The following is a 26023-nucleotide window of genomic DNA, read 5'->3' on the forward strand; positions in this document are numbered from 1 at the left end:
CTGGGGCCGCCGGTCAGTCGCGGCGGGCGCGGGCGACCAGGGGCCGGAGCACGAGCGCGAGGGCAGCCAGGCCGCCGCCCCCGATCAGCCACCAGAGCACCTCGCGACGCGCGGGGTCCAGCGGGTCGGTGCTGACCTCCATCGCACGCGCCCCGGTGGGTTCGCTCGCGACGGCCTCGACCTGCTCCTGTCCCGGCGCCGCCGGACCCGGTCGGCGCGTGTCGAGCGTCGCGGTCAGGGCCTCGTAGGGCCGGATGGCGCCCCAGCCCTGGCGATCGTCGCGCTGACCGGCGACGGGGCGCTGGGCGGTGGAGGCGATGCGGTAGCCGATCTGGGCCGCGCTCTCCTCGGGGAACCGCTGCTTGAGCTGCGCCGCGAGCGCGGACACGAACGGCGCCGCCCAGCTGGTCAGCGCCACCTCGCCCGTCTGGCAGTCGCCGTTGGCGTGGAACGCGACCAGGATGTTGGAGCCGGGTGCCGCCACGTCGACGTGCTCGCCGTGGACGGAGTAGTCGTCGACCACGCCCTGGACGTTGGTGGCGGCCACGCCGATCACGCCGCGACCGGCGGCCGGGAAGCGCTGCTCGGTGCGGGAGGTGCCGTCGGAATCGCCCGAGGAGGCGACCACGACGACGTTGCGGCGTTCGGCCAGTGCCAGCGCCGACTTGATCTCCCCGAGCGAGATGTTCGTGCTGGGAGCGCTGAGCGAGACGTTGACGACGTCGGCGCCGTTCTCGACCGCCCACCGGATGCCGCGCGCGATGTTCGACCCGGTGAGCCCCGTGTCGCCGGGCTGCAGGTCCGTGTCGCGGGTGAACACGCGCACGGGCAGGATCTGCACCTCCGGGGCCGCACCGATGAGACCCGACCTCTTCTCGGGCAGGGCCCGCGCCGCGATGATGCCGGCCACCGCCGTCCCGTGTCCGAGCACGTCGGTCCGGCCGGTCGGGTCGGGATCGCCCGCGACGAACGAGACTCCCGGGAGCACGACCCCGTCCGGGAAGTGGGCGTTGTCGTCGTTGACCCCGCTGTCGACGACCGCGACCTTGACGCCACGGCCTCGCGCGAGGGTCCATGCCTGACCGATCCCCAGACGCTGCAGCACGGGTGAGGCCCCTGGGAAGTACTGCGTCTTGCCGATCTCGCACTCGGCCGCGGACGCAGGCGTCGCCGTCGCCACCACCCCGAGCGGGGCGAGCGTGGCGAGCAGGACCGCGGCCAGCCCGGACCGCAGGCGGGTACGACGCCGCGACGCCATCACGACTGGTCCGAGGCCACCGGCCGCTTCGCAGCGGCGGAGGAGCTGAGCTGCGGGCCGGGTGCGAAGAGGTCCATCCACGCTGCCGGGACGGGTCGAGGGGTGTAGTCGGAGTAGCCGAGCGACGCCAGGCCGGCGCCGTCGGAGTTCTGGCCGACGACGTAGCTGGTGCCGGTGCCGTCGACCAGGTAGACCGGGCCGGCGTCGAGCACGTTGGCCGAGACACCTCGCACCACCGCTCCTGACCGCAGCGAGACGTTGCGCTCGAGCTCGGACGTGGTCGCCAGGGCGTCGTCGCTGCGCGGCGCGGCCAGCTGCACGACCGGCGCCTCGTCCTCCGAGGCGTCCATGCGCACGCACGGCGTACCGGGCAGGTCGTACGGCGTGACCGCGTCCTCGGGCCAGTCGCTCGCGACGGCGTCGTTGCCGGGACGGGTGTCGAGGTCCTGGATGTCGGAGAAGTCCAGCTCGACGGGCTGACGTCGGGCGCTGTAGACGAGGTGAGCGAACTCCGTGGTCTGCAGCAGCGCCCCGTCGGCTCCGAGCACGAAGGTGCGACCGTCGACCTCGACGGGGGTGCCCACCTCGCTCAGGCCGGGCACGCCGGTGTCCACCCGGCGCCCCTCCCCTGCCAGCTGGGGCCCGGGCAGGGGGGTGCCCTCGGGCACCAGGTCGAGCCACAGTCCGGAGACGTCGACGGGCTCGACCCCGTCCAGCCCCAGGGACCGCAGCACGAGCTGGCCCTGGCTGTCGCCGGCGACCGGCAGGCGCCGCTCGCCCGCGACGAGGAACTGCTTGCCCTCGCTCTGCACCAGCAGGGCGGCGTCCGTCGCGGGCTGGGAGACCGGGTCGGTCGTCAGGCTCACCTTGATGCCGCCGCCGGTGTTGGTGCACGCGGTCCATCCCTGGTCCGACAGTGCGTCCGGGCTCGGCAGGACCTCGGGAGCCCCGTTGATACCGATGGTGGGCCCCGGCCTCTTGCCGGCGATCACGTCGTCGCCGATGGTGACGGGCTCCTTGCCCTCCTCGAGGAGGAGCCGGGCCGAGGTGATGTTGATGATCGGGTAGAGCGTGCCCTCGTAGGCGTAGAAGCGCGACCCGCTCTCCTTGCCGATGACCAGGCCGGCCTGGTCCCAGTTCTTCGGCGGCGGCTTCTGCAGGAAGCCGCTCACCGCGGCGCCGGCCACCACCATCACGGCCAGGACGATGCCGCCGATGATGGTCCGGCCGTAGCGCACCGGCTCGACCTCGCGGCCGCCGGGAGCCCCGCTCACGAAGGCGGTGACGAGACGACGGCGGTTGTAGCCGTGGGCCTCCACCAGGTCACGCTTGCTCGACATGGCGTCCCCGCCCTCCCCTCGGTCCGTTCGTCGCTGCAGGTGGTGCGCCGCGCGTGATGCCGGAGCCTCGCGGCTCCGGCATCACGACGCGGTTGGTGCAGGTGGTGCGGGTCCTCAGGCGCCGACGAGGCGGTGACGTCCGCGACGACCGGGCTTGACCAGCAGGCCGCCGGCGAGCAGCAGACCGACACCCACGAACAACAGCTGGCGGCTGTTCTCCGCCGCGCCGGTGGCCGGCAGGCCCTCGGTCGCGGACCCGGTCGAGGACCCGGTCGAGGTCGCCGCCGGCGCGGACTGGCAGATCACCGAGTCGCTGCAGGAGGTCACGGCCGCGGCCGCCTCGGACCCGGGGACGCTGCCCTCGGGCTGGGCCGAGACCGTTCCCAGCCCGGAGTTGTTGCCCCCGACAGATCCCGACACGGGACCGGTGCCGGGGCTCGTGCCGGGGCCCGTGCCGGGGCCCGTGCCGGGGCCCGTGCCGGGGCCGGGGTCCGTGCCCGGGTCGGTGCCGGGGTCCGTGCCCGGGTCGGTGCCGGGGTCCGTGCCCGGGTCCGTGCCCGGGTCCGTGCCGGGGTCGGTGCCCGGCTCGCCACAACCGGGAGCGTCGTCGTTGTAGTCGACGCCGTCACAGTCGTCGACCGGCGGGCACCCGTCCTGGTCGGGGAACAGCTCGCACGGCCCCAGGTCCTGGCAGCCCACGGCGGTGTCGAGGTCGATGCCGATACCCGGGCAGTCGTCGTCGGGCAGCTCGCCGCCCGGGGTCCCGCCGCCTCCACCGGGAGTGCCCTCACCGGGCGTGTCGATCGGCGGTCCGCTGCCCTCGTCCTGACCGGGGGGCAGGTCGAGGCCCTCGGCCACGGGGACGATGTCCTGGACGTTCGAGGCCTGCGTCTCCGGGGCCGTGTCCTCGGCCATGGAGGGCGCCGCGAAGGCGCCGGCGACGAGCCCGACGACCATCATGGTCACGGCCAGGGACTGACGGGCACGACGGGTGCGCCGCGGCCGCCGGGCGGGTGCCTGGACCCGCGTGGTGGATCGATCGGTCATGTGTGGTTCTCCCCCGATGTGTGGTGCGAACAGAAGCAAAACGTGACGAACAGTAGGCGTGGGCCGCGGCTACGTCGACCCGGACGACCCGGGTCTGGGACGGGCGCTCACGAGGTCACCGCCGCGACGACGCCGACCGCGATCACGACGAGCGGGATCATCGCGACCAGCGCGGTGAGCTCGGCGACGTCACCCAGGCGTCCCCACCGCACCGAGGGCGGACGGGGCACCAGGGTGGTGACGAGCAGGACCACCGCGGTGACGGCGAGCACGACGGCCAGGACCGGGAGCCAGGAGCGCTGGAAGAGCACGATGCCGACGCACAGCGAGGCGAAGCCGGCGACGGCGCAGCCGAGGCCGGTGACGACCTCGGGCCCGACGCGGTACTGGCGGGTGCGCAGCAGCAGCACGACGCAGGCGCAGACCGCGACGAACGTGCCGGTGACGCCGAGGGAGACGGCCATCGGGGCGGTCAGCACCAGCAGCAGACCGACGGTGGCGGTCACCGCCAGCAGCACCTCGTGGCCGATCCTGGCGTCGCGGCGCACGGCGCCGGCGTCGACGGGGAACGCCTCCGCGGTGAGCTGGGCGTGGTCCTGGGCCTGCGGGACGCGGGTGCTGGTCGAGGAGAGCGCGACCCACGGGACGGCGCTGCCGGCGAGCACCACCACGACGAGCAGGACGGTGTGCACCGCCTGGGCGTCCAGGGTGGTCGCGGCGACGATGCCGTTGGCCACACCGAGACCGGCGCTCACGGCCGCGGCGGGCACGAGGGCGGCACGGCGCTCGGTGAGGCCGAAGACGGCGACCAGGCTCACGGCCAGGGCAGCGCCGGCACCGACGGCGGCGGGGAGACCCAGCACCGGGCCGGCCGGGGCAGCGGTGACGCCGCCGACGGCGGCGAAGACGACGCCGGCCCAGGCGAGCATCACGGCCGTCTCGTGCTCGGCCCGCACGCGGGCCAGCACCACGGCGGCGACGACGAGCACCAGGCCCGAGACCCCTGCGGCGGCACCGGCGACCACGTCGGGGCGCTGCAGTCCCAGGGCCAGGGCCCCGAGGCCGAGGACGAGGGCCGCCGCGCCCAGAGCCGTACGCCGCCCGGTGGCGGGGTCCCAGGGGCGCATGTCGGCCTCGACGGCGTCGGCCATCGCCTCGACCACGTCGTCGTAGACGCGGGGGGCGGGCTGGTCGACCCCGGCGGTCAGGGTCAGCACGCTGCCCGGGTCGACCCCCTGGGCGAACAGCCCGAGGTCGCCGTCGAGACGACGACCGTCGGCGGCGACGAGGTCGTAGCCGGCGTACACGGTCTCCGCGTCGAGCAGGTTGAGGGTCCGCGCGAGCTCGGGCACGAGCTCGGCGACCGGGAGCTGGCCCGGGAGCGCGAGGTCGTGGCGGCGCTCACCGACGACGACCGTCAGGCGCAGCAGCCCGCCACCCGCGACACCGCCCTCAGGCACGGCGACCTGCGTCATGGAGCACCCCCGGGTCGATCTGGACTGGACGTCCCGCGCCAGGTGCGACGGACAGGTCGGACGAGGCGGCCGGGACGTGCTGACGATATCGGCACAAAGGGCCCCGGCTCACCGGAAGGCCCAAAGTCGGACGCCCCTGACGGACATCCGCCGCGACAGGACCGACCAGCGGTCCCGTCGCGGCGTACGACGCCTCGCAGCGCCTACTGGATCACGTCGGGAGCGACGTCGTCGTCGTCGAGCCAGTCCTCGGCCATCACCATGGCCGTGCGCTTGTCCGCCTTCTCGTCCGCACCACGCTGGGTGCCGCGACCGCCCTGCGCCGTGGAGCCCGGACCGGTGCCACCGGGACCGCTGCGCGCACCCGGACCGCCGTTGCGGCCTCCGGTCGCGCTGCTCCCGGGTGCCGCCTTGGCCCCCGCGGCTCCACCCGACCTGCCGGCCCCGCTGCCGCCCGCCGCCTTGGCGTTGCTGCCCGCGGCGGTGCTGCGACCACCGGCCTGCATGCCACCGCCCGCCGGTCGGCCCGCGGCTCCCGCGGACCGTCCAGCCGCGCTGCCGGCGCGAGCCCCGGCGCCACCACCGCGACCGCCCGCGGCACCGCCGCGCGCACCCGCCTGCTGGCCGCCGGCCATGCCACCGCGACCGCCCGCGGCACCGCCGCGCGCACCCGCCTGCTGGCCGCCGGCCGTGCCACCGCGACCGCCGCCCGTCTGGCCGGCCCCGCCGGTGGTCCCTGCGCTGCGGCCGCCGAGGACGCCCTTGGACGCACCGGCGGACTTGCCGCCGATGGCGCCGCCCTTGGCCGAGGCACCCGAGGTCCCGGCGCGTGCGGAGGCACCCGCCGCGCCCGCGGCACGACCTGCTCCGGCGCCGGCACCGCCCACCTTGCCGAGCAGCCCCTTGCCGCCACCGAGCAGCGCGGCCGCGCCCCCCGCACCCATCGCACCGCCCGTGCCGCCACCGAGACCGGCACTGCCGCCGACGACCGAGCCGCCGCCAGCACCGCCACCGCCGGCGCCGCCCTCCGCGCCCGGGACGGTGCCACCGACGACGCCGTCGGCCGTGGCGCCGTCGTTGCCGACGCCCTGGACGTTGCCAGGCCTGATGGTGCCGCCGAGGACCGGGCGGCCGCCGAGCATGGCGGTGCCCACCGCGGTGCCGGCGAAGGTGCCGTTGGTGCTGGTCGAGTAGGGCCCGGTGCCACCGGAGCCCGGGGCGGAGTAGGAGCTGCCTCCACCGCCGGTGTAGGTGTCGTCGTGCGTCTCCTCGGGCACGTCGACGACCTTCTGGTCGAACGGCGCTGCGGTCCTCATCTCGCGGGTCGCCTCGGTGAAGCCGGCGTTCATCACCCGGAGGTACTCGCCCGCCTTGCGCTCACGCTCGGCCTTGCCTGCGGCACTGGCCTCGTCGGCAGCCTCGACCTGGCGGGGGGTCGCGCCGTCGCCCAGCGCGGAGCTCCCGGCCGGCGGCGTCGGCAGCGCCTGGTAGTTGGAGCGCGCCTCGGTCACGGTGCGCGCGGCGGTGCGGTAGGAGTCCGCCGCCAGGGCCATGCGGTCCGCCTGCACCTCGACGTTCTCGGCGAGCGTGCCGAAGGCAGTCGTCGCCGCCGCACCGTCGTCCCCCGACGGCCACGCGGCCTGCAGCTGGGTCTGCTTGGTCCGGAGGCGCTCTGCGACCAGCCGCAGGTCCTCGGCCCCCTTGTCCCAGGCACGGGCCTGTCGGCGCATCGCGCCCGGCTCGGCCTCCAGCGCCTTCATCAGCGCGGCTTCGTTGGGTCCCATCTCAGCTCCCCCTCGGTGCTGTGCGGTCGTCGGTCGGTTCGTGGTCTGCGTGGACGGCTGTGCCCGGCTCGGGGCGCGGGGGCGCCGTGGTGGGCCGGCGTCTGCGGGCCAGCACTGCCCCGGCGCCGACGGCGGCGAGGAGCACGGCCCCGAGGGCCACGGCCCACCACGGGACCGCTCCCCCCTGGCCGGCCTGGTCGGTCTCGTCGGCGCCGCCGGCCTGCTGCGCGCTGTCCGAGGTGGCGCCGCTGTCCTCCGGACCGGCCGCCGCGTCGGCGGTGGCGTCCTCGCCCGAGGTGTCCTGGTCGTAGCTGCTGGCGGGGAACGCCTCGATGGCCTCGGCCGGTTTCATGAGCAGGGGGTTCTCGTCGGGGTAGCCGGCCGGGTCCACCTCGAGCGCGCGACGCAGGCTGAGGGTGCCGTAGCCCTGCACCTTGTCGTAGGCGAGGCCACCGTCGGCGCCCTTGCGGCCGGTGTGGTGCAGGACGCTCTGGATCAGCTGGTTGTTGGTGGCCTCGGGCCAGCGTTCCTTCAGCACGGCGAACGCGCCGGCCGTGATCGCCGAGGCGCCGGAGGTACCGGTGCGCGGCTCGGCGAGGACCCACGTCGAGTCCTGCCTGAAGGCACCCAGCGGGGTGTCGACCCCGGGGGCGGTCACGGTGAGCCAGTCGTTCTCGGGAAGTCCGTCGCCGTAGGGGTTCTTGGACCACACCGTGCCCTTGCTGGTCCCGGCCGCCACGGCGACGACCCCGGGGATCCCGGCCGGGAGCTCGAGGAGCTGCTCGTCGCGGGGAGTGCCGTCGGGGACCTCACCGCTGGAGGCCACGACGACGGCTCCCGCGTCCAGGGCCCGGGCGACCGGCTCCTCGAGACCGCTGCCCACCCCGAGAGACATGTTGATGACGTCGGCACCCCACGCGATCGCCTTGTCCACCTGGCGGCCGATGAGGAGGCCGTCGCACTCGTAGCCGCCGTTCTGGGGGTTCTGGTCGTAGGAGTAGAAGCGCACCTCGGCGTCCGGCGCGACCCCGACGATGCCCTTGCCGCCCGCCCCCTGGCCCACGATGGCCGTGGTCATCGCGGTGCCGTGGCTGGCGAGCGGTCCCCGCCAGTACTTGATGGGCTTGTTGTCGAGGCAGTCGGTGCCCGTGCTGAGCTCGGCGCCCCGCAGGTCGGGCACGTAGGGGTCGAGCTGGATGTCGATGACGGCGACCTTGACGCCCTTGCCGGTGGCCTTCTCGTGGACGTCGCCCAGCCGCATGGCGTCGTACCACCACACCCCGGGTCGGGACTTCCGCGCCGCGGCAGCGACCTCCGAGCCGGTGTCGGTCGAGGTGCTGTCCCCCGCGGGCGCGGTCGCGCCCGAGGCCGGGGCCACCCCGCCCGTCAGCAGCAGCCCGGCGCCGAGCAGGCCGAGGGCTCGCGCCCCAGCGACGACCATCAGAAGGATCCGCCCTCGCCCGGGGGCGGGCCCTGCGGCGCGGAACCCGGGGACGTGGGACCCGTGGTCGCAGGGCCGGTGGTCGCAGGGCCGGTGGTCGCAGGGCCGGCGCCCGACGGATCGGCCGGGGCCGACGGATCGGCACCGCCGGCCGCCCCGCCGGGGGACGCCTCGACACCGTCGGCCACCTCTCCGGGCGACCCCTCGACGCCGTTGTCCATGGTCTCGGCGGCCGGGTGGTCCTCGTCGAGGTTCTCTTCGTAGACCTCCTGGCTCTGCAGGCCGGTGTGGTCGTCGTACTGGTCGTTGACGTTGCTCATCGCGGCAGCCGCAGCCTGCTCGTCGGCGCGGCGGGCCTCCATCGAGGTCATCGTGTCGGCGTTCGACTCGTCGACGGCGCGGTGGTTGGCGGCGTTGGACGCGAGCGCGTCGGCGAACTCCTCGAGGTCGGTGACGACGCCCATGAGGATCTCGGTGAACACCTGGTGAGCGGTGGCCTGGTGCTCGTGGAAGGCCAGGCCCGGGGGGATCCCCGCGAACGCGCCGGCGTCGAGGGTGGCGTTGGCGAACTCGCCCGCACCCTCCTGGGCCGCGCTCGCGATCTGGCTGCGCGTCTGCTGCGCGATCGCCTCGATCTCCTCGATGAGGATGTTGACCTCGCCGCTCATGGCCTCGCTCCTGCCCTGCCGTGCTCGCGCATCGCGCTACCCCCTGGTCGTGCCACTCCGTCGGTGAAAACCTGCCGGGTGGGTCGGGCGACGTCCGCCCGACCCACCCAGGTGGTGCAAGTGCTGCTGTGCTGCTGCGGCTCAGCCCCAGCGAGAGGCGTTGGCGCTCTCGGTGGACTGGTAGTCGCTGTTGGACTGCGTCACCGCGTTGCCGATGTCGGCGAGCAGCTGCTTCATGTCGGCCATGCCGGCGTCCCACTTGGCCTTGGCGGCCTGGTAGGACTCCGACGCCGAACCGGTCCAGTCGGCGCGCAGCGGCGCCAGCTCGGACTCGAGGGTGTCGAGACGACCCTCGATCTGGTTGGCCGATCCCATGATGTCGGCGGCGGCCGTGTCGAGGCCGCCGAAGTTGACCTTGAGCTCTCCTGCGTTCATGTCTCTGCTCCTGTGATCTGGTCTGGGTCAGCCGAGACGGCCGGACAGCTTGCTGAAGGTGGAGGACTGCTGCTCGTCGCTGGCGTTGTAGGTCTGCTCCGACGACTTCAGGTTGGCCTCGAACTCGTCGAGCGCCGAGGTGATCTTGCGGGCGCTCTCGTCCCAGCGCTGCATCGTCTGCTGGAACGCGGACGAGCCGGATCCACGCCACTGGGCGCCGATGCTGGACAGCTTGCCCCGGAGCCCGGTCAGCTGCTGGTCGAGGTCACCCTTGGCGGACGCCACCATCTGGGCCCCACGGTTGAGTGACTGATCTTGCTTGGTTACCTCGCCGGCCATGTCAGCCAGCCCCCTTTCGTTCGTCCCTCCGGGTATCCGAGCCCTTCCCGGCCCCGAATGCTGCGCACCCCCCGATGGAGCACGGTGGAACGGATCACAGCGAAGATATCCCTGCCGGGCACCGGCCAAACCAGAATCCTGCAATCGGTCCCAGCAATGGCGGACATCCGACTTGTCCGGGTTGGTGGGGAGGTGACCCACCGGTGTCGCCGGGTCAGCCGACCGAGGTCCTGACGAGGTCGAACAGGCCGGAGGCGAGCGGGACCAGCGCGAGGACGAAGACGCCCGTGAGCGTCTCCAGGATCTCCCCGACGCGCGCCCACCAGACCGAGCGCCACCCTCCCCCGAGCCGCACGGCGGCGAGGAGCACCGCGGGCGCGACGACCAGCGCGGCCGCGAAGGCGTACCAGAGCGCGTCGGGCCCCAGGTCGGTCGCCACGGCCGTGCCGGTGAGGGCGACGAGCCAGGCTGCGGTCAGGCCGAGGAGGGTGCGCAGGCCCAGCGACCGGAAGCTCCGGCTCACCAGCGCCAGCGAGGCGGCGCCGAGGAGCACCAGGGCGACACCGCCCCAGCGCGCCCACGACGTGGGGTCACCGCCCAGACCGAGCACCACGAACGGTCCGGTCACCGCGGCGGCGACGGCGCTCACCACGACACCGGTGCCGACGGTGCGCTGGCTGCGGCGCGCGACCTCGCGCACCATGCGGGGACGGACCTGGTTGCGCTTGCGGCCGCTGCGCGGCTGCTCGCGGGCCGACCACGCGGTGACCGCCAGTCGGTCGAGGTCGAGCAGGACGTCGTCGTCGACGTCGACGGCGAAGGCCGGGAGCACCCGGGTGGCCACGACGGCGGCGCCGAAGCCCACGGCGGAGAGGGCCAGCGGGCTGGCACCGAGCAGCAGCCAGACCACCGCGGTGACGCAGACGATGCCGCCCGTGACCAGCCACAGCCGCGCGAGGTGCTCGTCGGCTCCCTCGAGGCCGGTGCGGGCGAGCGCCGCGACCACCAGGGCCGCGAGCCCCCCGACGGCCAGCGCCAGGAGCAGCCCGCCGGCGTCCGGCGAGGCCGCCGCCACGAAGCCGGCCGCTCCGGCGAGGCCCGGCCCGGCGAGGAAGGACCAGTCGTCCTGGCGGACCCGGGGCGTGCCGGTGCGGAGGTCGGCGCCGGCATCGACCGCCTCGTCGTCCCCGGGACGGGGCGCGGCCACGAGCAGGGCGCCGACCAGGAGGACGGTGGCGGCGACGGGGCGCACCCAGAACGGGGCGTCGGCGGCGAAGGTCAGACCCGCCCCCACGGCGGCCGCGGCGAACCCCGCGACACCCGCCAGCACGAGCAGTGCCGCAGCGGTCCGACCAGCGGGGCGCTGGGAGCCGGGGGCGGCGACGTCGTCGCTCCCGCTCCCGCTCGCGGCGGAGACCGTGGCGGGAGCGGCATCGGCGGCGACGAGGAGGTCGCCCTGCTCCAGGACGTCCTCCAGCGTGGCGACCGGGTCGAGCTCACGGCCACCGGCGCGGGCCAGTCGCGGCGGGGAGGCGAGACCGAGCGTGTCGGCGTACTCCTGGGCGAGCGCGGCGACGTCGAGCCACATCGGGACCGCGACGTCGAGCCGTCCGGCGTCGCCCAGGATGCTCAGGCGCAGGGCCTGGTCGGCACCGTGCGTGGGGCGCACCGCCGGGGCCTCCCCCTCCGCCTCCGACTGCGTGGTCATGCGAGCCCCCCGTGCCCTCTCGTGTGTGCGTGCCTGCTCGGCGACACCGTGCCCTACGGAGCCCGACGCGCGCCGGTGGACGGCCAGGGTTGGCGTGTGTCCGTCACGCATCGGCAGATGCGGATGTTCTGCCCATGGGGCCCCGAACAGGCACCTATCATCATGCCCCACGGGGGCAGTTGCGTACGCCGAAGTCGTCACCCCGTCCCGCCGACGACTCCACGACGCGTAGGGGTAGGGCCGTGACCGCCACTCTGGGATCCGATCGATCGCTCGACGTCCCGCAGATGCCCCGGGGCACGCTGCACCTCGAGCCGCCGCCGGAGCTGGAGCCCCACGAGGGCGCCAGCGGCGCCCTGATGATGGCGCTGCCCATGCTCGGCAGCGTCGGCGCGATCGTCTTCGTGGCGGCCGGCCAGGCCGGCCCCACCCGCTACATCGCCTCGGGCATGTTCCTCGTGGCCACGCTCGGCTTCGTCTTCGTCCAGATCGACCGGCAGCGCAAGCAGCGCAACAACAAGGTCTCGGGGGGCCGCCGCGAGTACCTCCGCTACCTCGCCGGCGTCCGGACCCAGGTGCGCGACGCCGCCGACCAGCAGCGCCGCAGCCTGACCTGGCGCTTCCCCGAGCCGACGGCACTGCCGGCCCTGGCCGAGGAGCGGTCGCGGCTGTGGGAGCGCGGCAAGGACGACGAGGAGTTCCTGCAGGTCCGGTTCGGCGTCACCGCGCAGGCGCTGGCACTGGAGCTGGTCCCGCCGGAGTCCGCACCCATCGACCAGCTCGACCCCGTCTCGGCCTCGGCCCTGCACCGCCTGATCGCCGTGCACCGCGTCCAGCCCGACCTGCCCGCCGCGCTGCGTCTCGGCGCCTTCAGCCGCGTCGAGCTGACGGGCGACGCCGAGCAGGTACGCTCCCTCGCCCGCTCCCTGGTCGGCTCGGCCACCGCGGCGCACGCCCCGCAGGACCTGCTGGTGGCCGTGCTCGCCTCGCCGGACAACCTCGCGGCGTGGGACTGGGTGAAGTGGCTGCCCCACGCCCACAGCCCGGAGCAGAACGACGCCCTCGGCCGCAGCCGGATGGTCAGCGACTCCCTCGAGGACGTCTTCTCGATGCTGCCCCCCGAGCTGCGCGACCGGCCCCGCTTCTCCGGCGAGGGCCGGGACTCGCTGCCCCACCTGCTGCTCGTGGTCGACGGCGGCGCGCTGCCCCCCGGCAACAACCTGCTGCCCGAGGAGGGACTCGAGGGCATCACCGTGCTCGACCTGCCCGCCTCGTGGGGCGACCTGGAGGACCCGACCCGGCTGCGGCTCCACCTCGAGTCGGCCGTGCTGCCCGACGGCCGCGTCCCGATGACCGCGCTGCGGCTGCGCGAGGCGCCGACCAAGGCCGCCGGCGACCAGATGGACGCGGCGACCGCCGAGGCCTACGCCCGCCGGCTCGCCCCGCTGGAGCTGCACGACGGTCCCGTCCGCGAGGACCCCAGCGCCGCGACCCCCGAGCTGCTCGACCTGCTCGGGCTGGGCGACGTGCACGACCTCGACCTCGCCAAGGCCTGGGCCCACCGGCCGGCCCGCGACCGCCTGCGCGTCCCGATCGGCGTCGGCGAGGCCGGCAGCCCGATCCACCTCGACATCAAGGAGTCCGCCCAGCAGGGCATGGGCCCCCACGGCCTCGTGATCGGCGCGACCGGCTCGGGCAAGTCGGAGTTCCTGCGCACCCTCGTGCTGGGCCTGCTGGCCACGCACTCCAGCGAGAACCTCAACATGGTCCTCGTCGACTTCAAGGGCGGCGCGACCTTCGCCGGCCTGTCCGACGCCCCCCACGTCTCGGCGGTGATCACCAACCTCGAGGGCGAGCTCACCCTGGTCGACCGCATGCAGGACGCCCTGTCCGGCGAGATGGTGCGCCGGCAGGAGATGCTCCGCGCCGCCGGCAACTACGCCTCGGTGCGCGACTACGAGAAGGCCCGCGCCGACGGCGCCGACCTCGAGCCGCTGCCCAGCCTGTTCATCTGCGTCGACGAGTTCTCCGAGATGCTCTCGGCCAAGCCCGACTTCATCGAGCTGTTCGTCGCCATCGGCCGGCTCGGCCGCTCGCTCGGCCTGCACCTGCTGCTCGCCTCCCAGCGCCTGGAGGAGGGCCGGCTGCGCGGGCTCGAGAGCCACCTGTCCTACCGCGTCGGGCTGCGCACCTTCTCGGGCGCGGAGTCCCGCGCCGTCCTCGGCGTCCCGGACGCCTACGAGCTGCCGCCCGTGCCCGGCCTGGGCTACCTCAAGCCCGACCAGTCGACGCTGCTGCGCTTCAAGGCCTCCTACGTCTCCGGCCCGCCCCCGCGTCGCAGCCGTCGCGGCCGCGCGTCGGGCGGTACGACGACCACGATCCTGCCCTTCACCACCGCGCACGTGCTGCCGCCCCGGGTCGACACCGAGGAGCAGCACGACTCCACGCCCGTGCCTGCCGTCCAGGCCACCGACTCCCGGTCGATCCTCGACATCGCCGTGGACCTCATGGTCGGCCAGGGCCCCGAGGCCCACCAGGTGTGGCTGCCGCCCCTCGACGTGCCCGACACCCTCGACCAGCTCATGGGCGACCTCACCGAGAGCGACGAGCACGGGCTGCACTCCCCGGGCTGGCGCTCGCGCGGCGGACTGGTCGTGCCGCTCGGCATCGTCGACCGGCCGCGGGAGCAGCGCCGCGACGTGCTCGAGGCCGACCTGTCCGGCTCCGGCGGCCACATCGCCGTCGTCGGCGGTCCCCGCTCGGGCAAGAGCACGCTGCTGCGTACCCTCGTGGCCAGCGTCTCGCTCACCACGACGCCGCAGGAGTCGCAGTTCTACATCCTCGACTTCGGTGGCGGCACCTTCGCGCCGATGGCGAACGCACCCCACGTGGCGGGTGTCGCCACCCGGTCGGAGCCCGACGTGGTGCGGCGTACGTTCGCCGAGGTCACGGGCATCGTGGACAAGCGCGAGAAGTACTTCCGCCAGCAGGGCATCGACTCCATCGAGACCTACCGGCAGCGCCGCGCCGACGGCACCGCCGACGACGGGTACGGCGACGTCTTCCTGGTCGTCGACGGGTGGAGCACGCTGCGCTCGGACTTCGACGACCTCGAGATGCAGATCCAGGTGCTCGCCCAGCGCGGCCTGACCTTCGGCCTCCACGTCGTCACCAGCGCCAGCCGGTGGGCCGACTACCGCGCCGCGATCCGCGACCTGTTCGGCAACCGGTTCGAGCTGCGCCTCGGTGACCCGCTCGACTCCGAGATCGACCGCAAGGTCGCGCAGCTCGTGCCGACCGGCCGACCCGGGCGCGGCATCGTGCAGCGCTGGGGCAGCAAGCTGCACTTCCTCGCCGCCCTCCCCCGGGTCGACGACACCTCGGACCCCCGCAGCGTGGGACGCGGCGTCGAGGACTACGTCGAGCGCCTCCGCAAGGCCTGGAAGGGCCAGACCGGCCCCAAGCTGCGGCTGCTCCCCGAGCGCGTGGAGCTGGCCGACGTGCTGGCCCAGGCCGAGCGTCGCTCCGGCACCGGCGACCAGCGCGTCTACCTCGCGATCGACGAGAAGGACCTGGCCCCGGTCGGGCTCGACGTCGACAGCGAGCCGCACCTGCTGGTCTTCGGCGACTCGCGCTCGGGCAAGAGCGCGCTGCTGCGCACCTACCTCCACGAGGTGATGCGCACCCGCACCGCCGCGCAGGCGCAGGTGTTCACGGTCGACTACCGGCGCTCGCTGCTGGGCGAGGTGCCCGAGGAGTACCAGGTCGAGTACCTCACCAACGCCAACCAGGCCGAGCCCGTCCTGAAGGAGCTCGCGGCGTACCTCCAGACGCGGCTGCCCGGGAGCGACGTCACGCCGCAGCAGCTGCGCGACCGGTCGTGGTGGACCGGTGCCGAGGTCTTCGTCGTGGTCGACGACTACGACCTCGTCGTCACCGGTTCGAGCTCCCCGCTCGCTCCGCTGGTGCCGGTGCTCGGCCAGGCCCGCGACGTCGGACTGCACCTCGTCGTCGCCCGCCGGTCCGGTGGCGCCGCACGGGCGATGTACGAGCCCGTCATCCAGTCGCTGCGCGAGCTGGCGATGCCCGGCCTGCTGCTCTCGGGCGACCCCCAGGAGGGCGCGCTCATCGGCACCACCAAGCCGCGCAAGTCGATCGCGGGCCGCGGTCAGCTGATCACGCGCGACCGCGGGGTCGACGTGGTGCAGGTGGCCTGGCGCGACGCCGAGCTCTGAGGGCTCAGCGGCGGTCGCTGCGACGCAGCGCCACGATGCCCAGCGCGACGCCGAACCCGGCGAGCAGCGGGCCGACCAGCGACCAGAAGCGGACGCCGGTCATCGGGCTGCCCTGCACGTAGCCCAGTCCCTGCAGGGTCCACAGCACCCCGACCGCGACCATCAGGCCGGCCAGCGCCAGCAGCAGGACCCGGATCACGGGTGGTGCCGCTCGGAGAGGATCCGACCGGCCGTGGCCAGGTCGGCGCGGACGGCGGGCAGGCCCACCGCACCGGCGGCGGCACCGACGGGTGCCCACGGCCCGCGACCGCGGACCGTGAACTGCGCGTGGACCCGGCAGCCGGCACCGTGGGGCTCCAGGCGGAGCGTGAGGTCGGCGGTGATCCCGCGCCAGGTCCCCGACTCGGCCCAGGAGGCGTCGTCGAGCGCGGTGGTGGCCATGTCGGCCACGACCCCCACCGCCGTGTGGTCGCGCCAGCGCTGGCCGGTGTGGGGCGGACCCGGGTCGAGCAGCTCGACCCGGCGCAGCGACGACTGCCACTCGGGCCGGTTGACCGGGTCGCTGAGGTAGGCCAGGGCGACGTCGGCCGGGACGTCGTAGGTCAGGGTGGTGGTGGGCATCAGAACCGCTCCCCCGTGAGTCGCTCGAACGCCTCGACGTAGCGCGCGCGGGTCCGCTCGACCACCTCGGGCGGCAGTGGCGGCGGCCCTTCCCCGGTGTTGCGGTCCCAGCCGCTCTCCTCCGAGGTCAGCCAGTTGCGCACGACCTGCTTGTCGAAGGAGGCCTGCACGCGGCCGGGCTCCCAGTCGTCGGCCGGCCAGTAGCGGCTGGAGTCGGGGGTGAGCACCTCGTCGCCGAGGACGACCGTGCCGGGCTCGCCGCGCTCGGCGTCGAGCCGGGTGCCGAACTCCAGCTTGGTGTCGGCCAGGATGATGCCGCGCTCACGGGCGAGGGTCTCGGCGCGGGCGTAGACGGCCAGCGTGAGGTCGCGCAGCTCGGCCGCGGCCGGGGCGCCGATGTCGCCGGCGACGGCGTCGAAGGAGACGTTCTCGTCGTGGTCTCCCAGCGCCGCCTTCGTGGCCGGTGTGAACAGCGGCTCGGGCAGACGGCTGGACTCGGTCAGGCCGGGCGGCAGGTCGATCCCGCACAGGGCGCCGGTGGCCCGGTAGTCGACCAGGCCCGAGCCGGTGAGGTAGCCGCGCGCCACGCACTCGACGGGGTACATCGCCAGCTCCTCGCACACGACCGCGCGACCCTTGACCGACTCGGGGACGTCGGTGGAGACGACGTGGTGGGGCACCAGGTCGGCGAGCTGGTCGAACCACCACAGCGACATCCGGGTGAGGATCTCGCCCTTGTCGGGGATCGTGGTCGCCAGGACGTGGTCGTAGGCGCTGATGCGGTCGCTGGCGACCATCAGCAGGCCGCCGTCGTCGAGCCGGTAGAGGTCGCGGACCTTGCCGGAGTGCAGGTGGGTGGCGCCCTCGATCACCGGCGCGGGCGGGATGTTGTCCACCTCGCCAGCCTACGCAGCGGCCCCGGGACGCGACGGAGGGGCGTGCCGGTGGTCCGGCACGCCCCTCACGCTCAGCTGGGTCAGAGGCGGATCAGAGGATCGCCTTCAGGATGGCGCGGTTGCCGCCCTTGGGGGCGGCGTCGGCCGCGCCGCCGGCAGCAGGCACGGCCGAGACGGCCAGCGCGACGGTGACGGCGAGCAGGGCGCCCTTGATGCCTCGCGACTTGATGTTCATGTGTGTTCCCCTCCGTGGACCCGGACCCCGGCGGCCCGTCGTTGAGGTCGAGCGTAGGAGGGCTTTGTCCGTTTTGGTGGTAAACGGGGAAAGTCGTCGAAAAAGGGGGACACGGCCGAGGGGCCGCCTCCGGCTGGAGACGGCCCCTCGGGTCGAGCGTGCTGGTGGAGCGTGGTGGTCGAGCGGTGCGTCCGGTCAGCGCTTGCTGTGGCCGTGCGCGTCGCCGGTGACCTGGACGGCCTTGGCGGAGCGCTTGTCGCCCTTCGCCGCCTTGGCCTGGCTGTTGATCGACTTGGTGCTCGTCGACAGCGTGTAGACGGCGTGCGCGACCGCGTCGGACATCTGGTCCAGAGCCTGGACGTTGATGTTGTCGATGTCGTCGCAGGCCTGGTGGTAGCACTCGTCGTACGCCACGCCGGCCTTGCCGCCGTAGATCCGCGCCTGCTCGGGGGTCTTGATCTCCTCCGCGCCGGTGAACAGGCCGCCGGCGGCGACACCGTTCTCGATGAACGGGCCGTAGTCGCTGCGGCCGTCGAACGCGGTGGGCTCCGAGGCGAGCTTGCGGCTCTTGAAGTAGTTCACGAAGAGGTCCTCGAGCTGCGCGGAGCCCGCGGGACCCACGACGCCGGTGCCGAGCGAGTTGTCGCCGTCGTAGACGAAGCGGACGAAGTTCGGCGAGCCGACCATGTCGAAGTTGAGGTAGGCCTCGATGTCCTCGAGCGCCTCGGGGTTGTTCTCGACCAGGCCGTCGACGTAGTCGTAGGCACCGAGCAGGCCGAGCTCCTCGGCACCCCACCAGGCGAAGCGGACCTTCTTCTTGAGGTTCTTCTGCTTGGCCAGCTGCTCGGCGACCTCGAGGATCGTGCCCGAGCCGGAGCCGTTGTCGTTGATGCCGGGGCCCTCGAGGACGGAGTCGAGGTGGGCACCGGCCATGACGACCCGGCCGGCGTCGCCGCGGGTGGTCTCGGCGAACACGTTGTAGGTCGTGCGCGGCTCGCTGACGGTGGAGGTGGTGACCTTGGCGACGGTGCCCGACGCGAGCAGCTCCGTGCCCGCGGCGTAGCTGAGCCCGAGGACCGGGATCTCGATGCCCGGCGCGCCCAGGGTGCCGGCGACGGTCCCGGTCTCGTCGGTGGTGCCGCGGTTGAAGATCAGCGCGGCGGTGGCGCCCGCCTCCTCGGCGTTGGCGGCCTTGGTCGCGAAGTCGCAGGTGCCGCGCTGGAGCAGCGCGATGTTGCCGGCCGGGAACGAGGCGAAGTCGGCTGCCTCGCACCCGCTGGTGGAGGTGTCGGTCGCGGCCCCCGTGGTGTCGACCGCGGTCACCGTGGCCTGGGTGGAGCCGCTGCCGGAGTAGTCCATGACGTCGTAGTCGGTGTCGATGGTGTAGCTCTTCGGGCTGGGCGAGACCCGGGACAGGGTCCCGGGCGCGGTCTCCTCGAAGAAGTCGAACCGGAAGGACTCCACGGTCGGCTTGTAGCCCGCCGCGCGCAGCGTCTTCACGACGTAGTCCCGCGAGGCCTCGTAGCCGTCGGTGCCGCTCGCGCGGGTGCCACCGTTGGCGTCGGCGATGTCCTGCAGCGCGGCGAGGTGCTGCTGCACGCCCTTCACCGTCACGGACTTCTGGAACTTCTTGGAGGCCTGGCTGACGGTGGGCTTCGGCTGGGGCTTGGCCTCGGCGACGCCGGCCGTGCTGGTGGCGATCAGGGCCGCGGTGGTCACCGCGGCCGTGGCCGCGGCCAGGCCGCGGGCAGGACGGGACATCCTCATGGTTCTCCTCGAGACGGACGATCTCGGCCACGGATCTCGCGGGCGAGGGTCAGAACCGCTCGAACCTAAGCCGCCCCGACGCCCGCTGACCAGACTCCGAGACCAACTCGTGACCTCGCCGTGACTCCTGGGGCCCCCGTGCTAGAGGATCGCGCCCGGGACGTACGACGCCGCGTCCGGGTCGGTGGCCACGACGGCCTCGATGCGGCGCACCACCTCGGCGACCTGGTCGCGCGCGGCTCCCGTGAACTCCACGGGGTCGGCCACGAGGCCGGCGATGCGGGAGCGGTCGAGCCCGAGCCGCGGGTCGTCGCCGAGACGGTCGAAGAGGTCGTTGGCGGCCAGGCCCTGCCGCATCTCCAGGGCGACGCCGACGGCGTGCTCCTTGATCGCCTCGTGGGCCTCCTCGCGGCCCACCCCGGCCCGCACCGCCGCCATCAGCACCTTGGTGGTGGTGAGGAAGGGCAGGTAGCGGTCGAGCTCGCGCTGCACGACGGCGGGGAAGACGCCGAACTCGTCGAGCACGGTGAGGAAGGTCTGGAACAGGCCGTCGGTGGCGAAGAACGCGTCGGGCAGCGCCACGCGGCGTACGACGGAGTCGGAGACGTCTCCCTCGTTCCACTGGTCGCCCGCGAGCTCGCCCACCATCGACAGGTGGCCGCGCAGCACGACGGCGAGGCCGTTGACGCGCTCGCAGGAGCGGCTGTTCATCTTGTGCGGCATCGCCGAGGAGCCGACCTGCCCCTCCTTGAAGCCCTCGGTGACCAGCTCGAGCCCGGCCATCAGCCGGATCGTCGTGGCGAGGTTGGAGGGTCCGGAGACCAGCTGGGTGAGCGCGCTGACGACGTCGAGGTCGAGCGAGCGGGGGTAGACCTGACCGACGCTGGTCAGGGTGCGCTCGAAGCCGAGGTGGGTGGCCACCCGCTGCTCGAGGTCGGCCAGGTCGGCGGTGGACCCGTCGAGCAGGTCGAGCATGTCCTGGGAGGTGCCCATCGGCCCCTTGATCCCGCGCAGCGGGTAGCGCCCCAGCAGGTCGTCGAGCCGCTCGAGGCCGACGAGCAGCTCGTCGGCGACGGTGGCGAACCGCTTGCCGAGCGTGGTCGCCTGCGCGGCGACGTTGTGCGAGCGCCCCGCGACGACCAGCTCGGCGTGCTCGGCGGCGAGCCGACCCAGCCGCGCGAGGGTTGCGACGACGCGCCGGCGGACCAGCAGCAGGCTGGAGCGCACCTGGAGCTGCTCGACGTTCTCGGTCAGGTCGCGCGAGGTCATGCCCTTGTGGACGTGCTCGTGGCCGGCGAGGGCGCAGAACTCCTCGATGCGCGCCTTGACGTCGTGGCGCGTCACCCGCTCCCGCGCGGCGATGCTGGCGAGGTCGACCTGGTCGACGACGGCCTCGTAGTCCTCGACCACCCCGTCGGGCACCTCGACCCCGAGGTCGCGCTGGGCGCGCAGCACCGCGAGCCACAGCTGCCGCTCCAGCACCACCTTGTGCTCCGGGGACCAGATCTCGGCGAGGTCCGCCCCGGCGTAGCGGGTGGCCAGGACGTTGGGGACGGCGGGGCGACTCACCCCCCAATCCTCACACGCGCGGAGGGGACCCTCGCGACCTGCGTCGGTGGGTGGATGACCCAGGGCCGTCCGGGCCCCGTGCGCAACCGGGCTCCGTCGAAGACCTCGAACCACGACGCGGGTGCGGCGAGGTCGAACGACGGCGCGGACCCGTCCACCGACCTCGCCCGCGTGATCTCGGCTCCGAAGGTGACGAACCCCCCGGTGCACGCCACGAACGGTCGCGGTCCGTCGCGCTCGATCTCGAGCTGGAGGCGCAGCATCACCCACCGTGAGATCTCGCCCCAGCCGTGCGCGAACCACCGCTCCTGGTCGGATCGCGACAGACCGCGGGGCAGGTCGCGGCGCGCGACGAACAGCCCCTGCGGGCACTGCTGGGCCAGGGTGCGGCCGGCCAGGACGCGCCGCTCCGCCAGCTGCCGAACCCGCCCCTCGTCGTGGAGCAGCACGGACCTCGCGCGGACGGCTGTGCCTGCCAGTCCCCCGGCCAGGACCCGGTCGGCGGACCGGGCACCCACGCCGGCCGACCTCAGGACCGTGAGCGCCTCGCGGGTCGAGACGAGCGTCGGCGGTGGCATGCGACGGACGCTAGGCCGCGGCACCGACAACCGGCCCGCTCGCACCCGATCGTCGACCGCCACGGGAGCCCCCTCGGACAGGACTGGGGAGAGGGTGGCGACTGCCACGGTCTCCTGAGTCCTCGGAGGAGAGGTCGGTCGGTCAGTCCCGGGCTGCGGCGCGAGCGATGTCGGTGCGCCACTGGGCCCCGGGGAAGTCGATGGACGACACACCTGAGTAGGCCTTCGTCCGCGCCTCCTCGAGGTCGCCTCCGACCGCCGTCACGGCCAGCACGCGGCCACCGTCGGTGACCAGTCGACCGTCGCCGTCGAGGGCGGTCCCGGCGTGGACCACGTCGACGTCCTCCCGGGCGTCGAGCGCGTCCGCACCCGTGATCACGTCCCCCCGGTGGGACGAGGCGGGGTAGCCGCGGCTGGCCATCACCACCGCGACGGCCGCGCCGGCCCGCCAGCGCGGCGGCTCGACGTCGGCGAGGGTGCCGACGGCTGCCGCCCGGAGGAGCGGGCCCAGCGGCGAGTCGAGCAGCCGCAGCAGCGCCTGGGTCTCGGGGTCGCCGAAACGGGCGTTGAACTCCACCACGCGCACCCCGCGGGAGGTGAGGGCGAGACCGGCGTACAGCAGGCCGGAGAAGGGGGTGCCGCTCGCGGCGAGGTGGTCGACGGTGGGCTGCAGCACCCGCTCGAGGACCTCCTCGACGAGGCCGTCGGGGGCCCAGGGCAGGGGGGTGTAGGCGCCCATGCCGCCGGTGTTGGGGCCGGCGTCGCCGTCGCCGAGGCGCTTGAAGTCCTGGGCCGGCTGCAGCGGGTAGACGGTGGTCCCGTCGGTGAGGGCGAACAGCGAGACCTCGGGCCCGTCGAGGAACTCCTCGACCAGCACCTGCTCGCAGCCCGCCGCGTGGTCGAGTGCGGCCTGGCGGTCGTCGGTCACCACGACGCCCTTGCCGGCGGCGAGGCCGTCGTCCTTCACGACGTACGGCGCGCCGAAGGCGTCGAGCGCGTCGGCGACCTGCTCGGGGGTGGTGCACACCCGGGCCAGGGCGGTCGGCACGTCGGCGGCGGCCATCACCTCCTTGGCGAACGCCTTGGACCCCTCGATCCGGGCGGCGTCGCGGGAGGGCCCGAAGACCGCGATCCCCCGCTCCCGGACGACGTCGGCCACGCCAGCCACGAGCGGCGCCTCGGGACCGACCACGACCAGGTCGACACCCAGACGGACGGCGAGGTCGGCCACGGCCGCCCCGTCGAGCGGGTCGACGTCGTGCAACGTCGCGACCTCCGCGATGCCGGGGTTGCCGGGCGCGGCGTGCACCTCGACCTCCCCGGGGTCCCGTGACAGCGCGAGGGCCAGCGCGTGCTCACGTCCGCCGGTGCCGATGACGAGGGTCTTCACGTGGGTGCACCCTACCGGCGCAGCGACCACACCCGCAGGTGGTCGAACCTCGCGGTCGACCCCTCGCCCCCGCCGGCCACCAGGCCGATCCGCGGCGCGACGAGGTCGTCGGCGCGCCAGGTGGACCCGCGGGTCCAGGTGATGCCGTCACGACTGCTGTCCGCGCGGTAAAGCCGCGCGGCACCCTCGGTGGTGTGCACCAGGCGCAGCCACGTCGTCGCACCCGGCGGCCCCACCGTGGAGATGCCGATGCGACGCGGTGTCGGACCGGCCTCGCGGACGAAGCCGACCTGCTCGATCTCCCCCGCCACGGCGTGCACGAGCTTGAGGTAGCGGTCGTCCCCCGCGTGGACCACCAGCCCGGCCTGGGTGCCGCTCGGGGCACCGGCCCCTGGCACCTCCAGGGTCACCCGGGTCTCCACGACGTAGTCGCCCTCGGGGGCTGCCTGGAGGAGCAGCGGCGCGTCGTTGCGGGCGGCGTACAGGCTGTTCGTGTGGGTGCGCAGCCGCAGCGTGCCGTCGGTCACCTCCACATCCTCGGGTGCGGGCGAGCGCAGCCAGGTCCAGCGGTCCGCCAGGGCGGCGCCGTCGAAGTCGTCGGAGCGGGCCACGTCGAGCACCCCCGGGGGGTCCGCCGGCACCGGTGAGGGGCGGTACGCCGAGCGCTGGCCGGTCTGCGCGGCGGGGACCGGGACGGCCGTCGAGGACGCCCCGCGTCCGGCACGGACGGTGGGCCAGCCGCCGACCCAGTCGACGGGGTCGAGCATGGGCGGTCGCCGGGTGATCACCTCCCCGGCGAGGAAGGGCCGGGCCAGGTCGACCGCGTGGTAGACGGTCCACCACTGCCCGCCGCGATCCACGAACGTCGAGGTGTGGCCCGGGCCGACCCACCGGTTGCCCGACGCCGCGAGCACCGGCGTGCCACCGGGGCGGCGGTCCAGCAGCGAGACGCCGTCACGGTCGCGGAACGGTCCGTAGGGGCTGCGCGAGCGCGCGGTGACGACCGAGTAGCCGGAGAGCCCGCCGTTGCAGCAGTCGCCCGCGGAGACGGTGAGGTAGTGGTAGCCCCCGCGCCGCACCACGTCGGGCGCCTCGAAGCGTCGCGTCACCGTCACCGGACGCACGCGGCCGGTGAGGCGCATGCCGGTGCGGGTCAGCGCGGCCGGGGCCGCCTGGACTCCCCCGGCGAAGCTGCCGAAGTAGAGCACCGGCGGGATGCTCCCCGAGGCCTCGAGCAGGTGAGGGTCGATGGTGGCGGCGAAGTCGCAGCCCGGACCGAGCCGGCGCGGTGCGACCACGGGCGTGGCACTCGGCGTCCACGGCCCGGTGGGCCGGGTCGCCACCGCCACCCCGATCGCCCGGTCGCGGGCGCAGCCCGGCTGCCCGCTGACCCGGTCCCTGACGTCGGTGACGCCGAAGGTCATGTAGTAGCGCTTGCGGGTCGGCGACCAGGTCACGTCGGGAGCCCACAGCGACGCCCCGGGCGCCGCCCACGACGGACGGGCGGACGCGGCCGCGCCGACGTAGCGCCAGTGCACGAGGTCCTCGCTGCGCAGCACCGGGAGCGTCCGGGAGACCCGCGGGGTCGCCGCGGCGTCGCGGTCGTCGATCGGGTCGGAGGTGCAGACCATGAACCAGGAGCGGGCGTAGCCGCCGGCGCCGCGGAAGACGTGGGGGTCGGGACAGTTCGTCACGGTGCGCGTGCCGGCGGTGGGCCGCAGCGGGTTGGTGTACGTCGCCCCCGCCGCCTGTGCCGTCGGGGTGGGCACCCCCGGCGACACTGCCAGCAGCCCGGCGAGCAGGCACGACACCACCGCCGTGGCGGCCAGCGCCGCGAACCGGAACCGCATGGGGGTCCTCCTCCGTCGACCGCGACCGTAAGCCCACCGTGGCCGGTGGCGCGGCGCGACGACCGAGGGGCGGGCGCTGGACTAGTCAGCCGGGGACGGCTCAGCCGTTGACGACGACCGTCTGCTCGCGGCCGGGACCGACGCCGACGGCCCAGAACTTCGCACCGGACATCTCCTCCAGCGCCGCGACGTAGCGCTGGGCGTTGACCGGCAGGTCCTCGAACCGCCGGCAGCCGGAGATGTCGTCGGCCCAGCCGTCGAGGTACTCGTAGACCGGCTCGGCCCGGTGGAACTCGCTCTGGGTCAGCGGCATCTCGTCGTGGCGGACGCCGTCGATCTCGTAGGCCACGCAGACCGGGACCCGCTCCCAGGAGGAGAGGACGTCGAGCTTGGTCATGAACAGCTCGGTGAGGCCGTTGACGCGGACGGCGTAGCGGGCGACCACGGCGTCGTACCAGCCGCACCGACGGTCGCGGCCGGTCGAGACCCCGACCTCGCCGCCGACGCGCCACAGCTTCTCGCCGTCCTCGTCGAAGAGCTCGGTGGGGAACGGACCGGAGCCGACGCGGGTCGTGTAGGCCTTGATCACCCCGATCACGCGGTCGAGGCGGGTCGGTCCGACGCCGGAGCCGGTGCTGACGCCGCCGGCGACCGGGCTGCTGCTCGTCACGAACGGGTAGGTGCCGTGGTCGACGTCGAGCATCGTGGCCTGGGCGCCCTCGAAGAGCACCGTGCGGCCGTCGTCGAGCGCCCGGTTGAGCAGCAGCGAGGTGTCCTCGACCATCGGCTTCATCCGGTCGGCGTAGGACAGCAGGTCCTCCAGGACCTCCTCGACGCTGATCGCGCGGCGGTTGTAGACCTTGGTCAGCAGGTGGTTCTTGACCTCGAGCGCGGCCTCGACCTTCTCGGCCAGGATCGCCTCGTCGAACAGGTCGGCGACGCGGATGCCGACCCGGTTGATCTTGTCGGCGTACGCCGGGCCGATGCCGCGGCCGGTCGTGCCGATCTTGTTCTTGCCCAGGAACCGCTCGGTGACCTTGTCGATCGTCGAGTGGTAGGAGGCGATCACGTGGGCGTTGGAGCTGATCACCAGCCGGCCGATCGCCACGTCGCGCTCGAGCAGCGCGTCGAGCTCGCGGAACAGCGCCTCGGGCGAGACCACGACGCCGTTGGCGATGACCGAGGTGCAGTCGGTGGTGAGGATGCCGCTGGGCAGCAAGTGGGTGGCGAACTTCTGGCCGTCGACCACGATGGTGTGGCCGGCGTTGTGCCCGCCGCTGGTGCGGACGCAGAAGTCGATGCTGTCCTCGGTGGTCAGCAGGTCGGTGGCCTTGCCTTTGCCCTCGTCCCCCCACTGGGCTCCGAGAACGACGATCGCGGGCATGTG

21 protein-coding genes are annotated in these 26023 nt (G+C 73.9%); 1 reads left to right on the forward strand and 20 read right to left on the reverse strand.

Annotated elements, in window-relative coordinates; genetic code table 11:
- Nucleotides 1-13 precede the first annotated feature (13 nt).
- From EDD33_RS17455 to EDD33_RS17500, 10 genes are all read right to left on the reverse strand, one after another.
- Entirely contained in the window at nucleotides 14-1258 is a 1245-nt protein-coding gene (locus EDD33_RS17455; RefSeq protein WP_246003691.1) for a S8 family serine peptidase, read from the reverse strand.
- Nucleotides 1258-2598 carry a type VII secretion protein EccB gene (gene eccB / locus EDD33_RS17460; RefSeq protein WP_123392302.1) on the reverse strand — a complete coding sequence of 447 codons (1341 nt, stop codon included), beginning with the start codon at nucleotides 2596-2598 and terminating at the stop codon, nucleotides 1258-1260. Before eccB ends, EDD33_RS17455 begins: the two co-directional genes overlap by 1 nt.
- A gap of 114 nt (nucleotides 2599-2712) precedes the next feature.
- Entirely contained in the window at nucleotides 2713-3645 is a 933-nt protein-coding gene (locus tag EDD33_RS17465) for an LPXTG cell wall anchor domain-containing protein (protein WP_123392303.1), read from the reverse strand.
- Between the two features lie 107 nt (nucleotides 3646-3752).
- Nucleotides 3753-5120, reverse strand: a complete 1368-nt coding sequence (gene eccD / locus EDD33_RS17470) for a type VII secretion integral membrane protein EccD (protein WP_123392304.1) — start codon at nucleotides 5118-5120, stop codon at nucleotides 3753-3755.
- Nucleotides 5121-5323: 203 nt separating this feature from the next.
- Nucleotides 5324-6904: a WXG100 family type VII secretion target gene (locus tag EDD33_RS17475; RefSeq protein ID WP_123392305.1), complete on the reverse strand. Its 1581-nt coding sequence runs from the start codon at nucleotides 6902-6904 to the stop codon at nucleotides 5324-5326.
- A 1-nt stretch (nucleotide 6905) separates the two neighbouring features.
- The gene (locus tag EDD33_RS17480; RefSeq protein ID WP_123392306.1) at nucleotides 6906-8345 is read right to left on the reverse strand and encodes a S8 family peptidase; all 1440 of its coding nucleotides are present in this window, start codon (nucleotides 8343-8345) and stop codon (nucleotides 6906-6908) included.
- Nucleotides 8345-9013: a hypothetical protein gene (locus EDD33_RS17485; RefSeq protein WP_123392307.1), complete on the reverse strand. Its 669-nt coding sequence runs from the start codon at nucleotides 9011-9013 to the stop codon at nucleotides 8345-8347. The genes EDD33_RS17480 and EDD33_RS17485 overlap by 1 nt, the downstream gene beginning before the upstream one ends.
- 141 nt (nucleotides 9014-9154) lie before the next feature.
- On the reverse strand, nucleotides 9155-9448 hold the full coding sequence (locus EDD33_RS17490) for a WXG100 family type VII secretion target (protein ID WP_056540738.1): 294 nt from the start codon (nucleotides 9446-9448) through the stop codon (nucleotides 9155-9157).
- 27 nt (nucleotides 9449-9475) lie between these two features.
- A complete protein-coding gene (locus EDD33_RS17495; RefSeq protein WP_056540734.1) occupies nucleotides 9476-9787 on the reverse strand; it encodes a WXG100 family type VII secretion target in 312 nt (103 codons plus the stop codon).
- A gap of 214 nt (nucleotides 9788-10001) precedes the next feature.
- Nucleotides 10002-11495, reverse strand: coding sequence for a hypothetical protein (locus EDD33_RS17500; RefSeq protein WP_123392309.1), 1494 nt, complete (start codon nucleotides 11493-11495; stop codon nucleotides 10002-10004).
- Nucleotides 11496-11737: 242 nt separating this feature from the next.
- On the opposite strand from EDD33_RS17500, the gene eccCa reads away from it, so the two are divergent.
- Nucleotides 11738-15730 (forward strand): type VII secretion protein EccCa, encoded by a 3993-nt coding sequence (gene eccCa, locus EDD33_RS17505; RefSeq protein WP_246003582.1) that lies wholly within the window; start codon nucleotides 11738-11740, stop codon nucleotides 15728-15730.
- A gap of 4 nt (nucleotides 15731-15734) precedes the next feature.
- On the opposite strand, the gene EDD33_RS17510 is transcribed toward eccCa, so the two are convergent.
- The 10 genes from EDD33_RS17510 to EDD33_RS17550 form a co-directional block, all read right to left on the reverse strand.
- Nucleotides 15735-15929, reverse strand: coding sequence for a hypothetical protein (locus EDD33_RS17510; protein ID WP_123392311.1), 195 nt, complete (start codon nucleotides 15927-15929; stop codon nucleotides 15735-15737).
- Entirely contained in the window at nucleotides 15926-16351 is a 426-nt protein-coding gene (locus tag EDD33_RS17515; RefSeq protein ID WP_123392312.1) for an SRPBCC family protein, read from the reverse strand. The genes EDD33_RS17510 and EDD33_RS17515 overlap by 4 nt, the downstream gene beginning before the upstream one ends.
- Entirely contained in the window at nucleotides 16351-17238 is an 888-nt protein-coding gene (locus EDD33_RS17520; protein WP_425463867.1) for a phosphoribosylaminoimidazolesuccinocarboxamide synthase, read from the reverse strand. The genes EDD33_RS17515 and EDD33_RS17520 overlap by 1 nt, the downstream gene beginning before the upstream one ends.
- A gap of 100 nt (nucleotides 17239-17338) precedes the next feature.
- Nucleotides 17339-17482: a hypothetical protein gene (locus EDD33_RS20155; RefSeq protein WP_170169870.1), complete on the reverse strand. Its 144-nt coding sequence runs from the start codon at nucleotides 17480-17482 to the stop codon at nucleotides 17339-17341.
- Nucleotides 17483-17677: 195 nt separating this feature from the next.
- Nucleotides 17678-19243: a M28 family metallopeptidase gene (locus EDD33_RS17525; protein WP_123392313.1), complete on the reverse strand. Its 1566-nt coding sequence runs from the start codon at nucleotides 19241-19243 to the stop codon at nucleotides 17678-17680.
- A gap of 147 nt (nucleotides 19244-19390) precedes the next feature.
- Nucleotides 19391-20818: an adenylosuccinate lyase gene (gene purB, locus EDD33_RS17530; protein WP_123392314.1), complete on the reverse strand. Its 1428-nt coding sequence runs from the start codon at nucleotides 20816-20818 to the stop codon at nucleotides 19391-19393.
- Entirely contained in the window at nucleotides 20815-21396 is a 582-nt protein-coding gene (locus EDD33_RS17535; RefSeq protein WP_148077132.1) for a hypothetical protein, read from the reverse strand. Before EDD33_RS17535 ends, purB begins: the two co-directional genes overlap by 4 nt.
- A 142-nt stretch (nucleotides 21397-21538) precedes the next feature.
- A complete protein-coding gene (gene purD / locus EDD33_RS17540; RefSeq protein WP_123392317.1) occupies nucleotides 21539-22786 on the reverse strand; it encodes a phosphoribosylamine--glycine ligase in 1248 nt (415 codons plus the stop codon).
- 11 nt (nucleotides 22787-22797) lie between these two features.
- A complete protein-coding gene (locus EDD33_RS17545) occupies nucleotides 22798-24636 on the reverse strand; it encodes a family 43 glycosylhydrolase (RefSeq protein ID WP_123392318.1) in 1839 nt (612 codons plus the stop codon).
- Between the two features lie 100 nt (nucleotides 24637-24736).
- Nucleotides 24737-26020 carry an adenylosuccinate synthase gene (locus EDD33_RS17550; RefSeq protein ID WP_123392319.1) on the reverse strand — a complete coding sequence of 428 codons (1284 nt, stop codon included), beginning with the start codon at nucleotides 26018-26020 and terminating at the stop codon, nucleotides 24737-24739.
- Nucleotides 26021-26023 lie beyond the last annotated feature (3 nt).

The organism is Nocardioides aurantiacus, assembly GCF_003752505.1.
In the GTDB taxonomy this organism is placed as follows: domain Bacteria; phylum Actinomycetota; class Actinomycetes; order Propionibacteriales; family Nocardioidaceae; genus Marmoricola; species Marmoricola aurantiacus.

Excerpts from the sequence above, each read along its gene's own strand:
- eccB (WP_123392302.1), bottom strand. The coding sequence starts at position 2,598 with ATGTCGAGCAAGCGTGACCTGGTGGAGGCCCACGGCTACAACCGCCGT.
- EDD33_RS17475 (WP_123392305.1), bottom strand. The coding sequence starts at position 6,904 with ATGGGACCCAACGAAGCCGCGCTGATGAAGGCGCTGGAGGCCGAGCCG.
- EDD33_RS17545 (WP_123392318.1), bottom strand. The coding sequence starts at position 24,636 with ATGCGGTTCCGGTTCGCGGCGCTGGCCGCCACGGCGGTGGTGTCGTGC.
- EDD33_RS17500 (WP_123392309.1), bottom strand. The coding sequence starts at position 11,495 with ATGACCACGCAGTCGGAGGCGGAGGGGGAGGCCCCGGCGGTGCGCCCC.
- EDD33_RS17550 (WP_123392319.1), bottom strand. The coding sequence starts at position 26,020 with ATGCCCGCGATCGTCGTTCTCGGAGCCCAGTGGGGGGACGAGGGCAAA.
- EDD33_RS17525 (WP_123392313.1), bottom strand. The coding sequence starts at position 19,243 with ATGTCCCGTCCTGCCCGCGGCCTGGCCGCGGCCACGGCCGCGGTGACC.
- EDD33_RS17515 (WP_123392312.1), bottom strand. The coding sequence starts at position 16,351 with ATGCCCACCACCACCCTGACCTACGACGTCCCGGCCGACGTCGCCCTG.
- EDD33_RS17535 (WP_148077132.1), bottom strand. The coding sequence starts at position 21,396 with ATGCCACCGCCGACGCTCGTCTCGACCCGCGAGGCGCTCACGGTCCTG.
- EDD33_RS17455 (WP_246003691.1), bottom strand. The coding sequence starts at position 1,258 with ATGGCGTCGCGGCGTCGTACCCGCCTGCGGTCCGGGCTGGCCGCGGTC.
- EDD33_RS17465 (WP_123392303.1), bottom strand. The coding sequence starts at position 3,645 with ATGACCGATCGATCCACCACGCGGGTCCAGGCACCCGCCCGGCGGCCG.
- EDD33_RS17495 (WP_056540734.1), bottom strand. The coding sequence starts at position 9,787 with ATGGCCGGCGAGGTAACCAAGCAAGATCAGTCACTCAACCGTGGGGCC.
- EDD33_RS17490 (WP_056540738.1), bottom strand. The coding sequence starts at position 9,448 with ATGAACGCAGGAGAGCTCAAGGTCAACTTCGGCGGCCTCGACACGGCC.
- EDD33_RS20155 (WP_170169870.1), bottom strand. The coding sequence starts at position 17,482 with ATGAACATCAAGTCGCGAGGCATCAAGGGCGCCCTGCTCGCCGTCACC.
- EDD33_RS17485 (WP_123392307.1), bottom strand. The coding sequence starts at position 9,013 with ATGAGCGGCGAGGTCAACATCCTCATCGAGGAGATCGAGGCGATCGCG.
- EDD33_RS17480 (WP_123392306.1), bottom strand. The coding sequence starts at position 8,345 with ATGGTCGTCGCTGGGGCGCGAGCCCTCGGCCTGCTCGGCGCCGGGCTG.
- eccD (WP_123392304.1), bottom strand. The coding sequence starts at position 5,120 with ATGACGCAGGTCGCCGTGCCTGAGGGCGGTGTCGCGGGTGGCGGGCTG.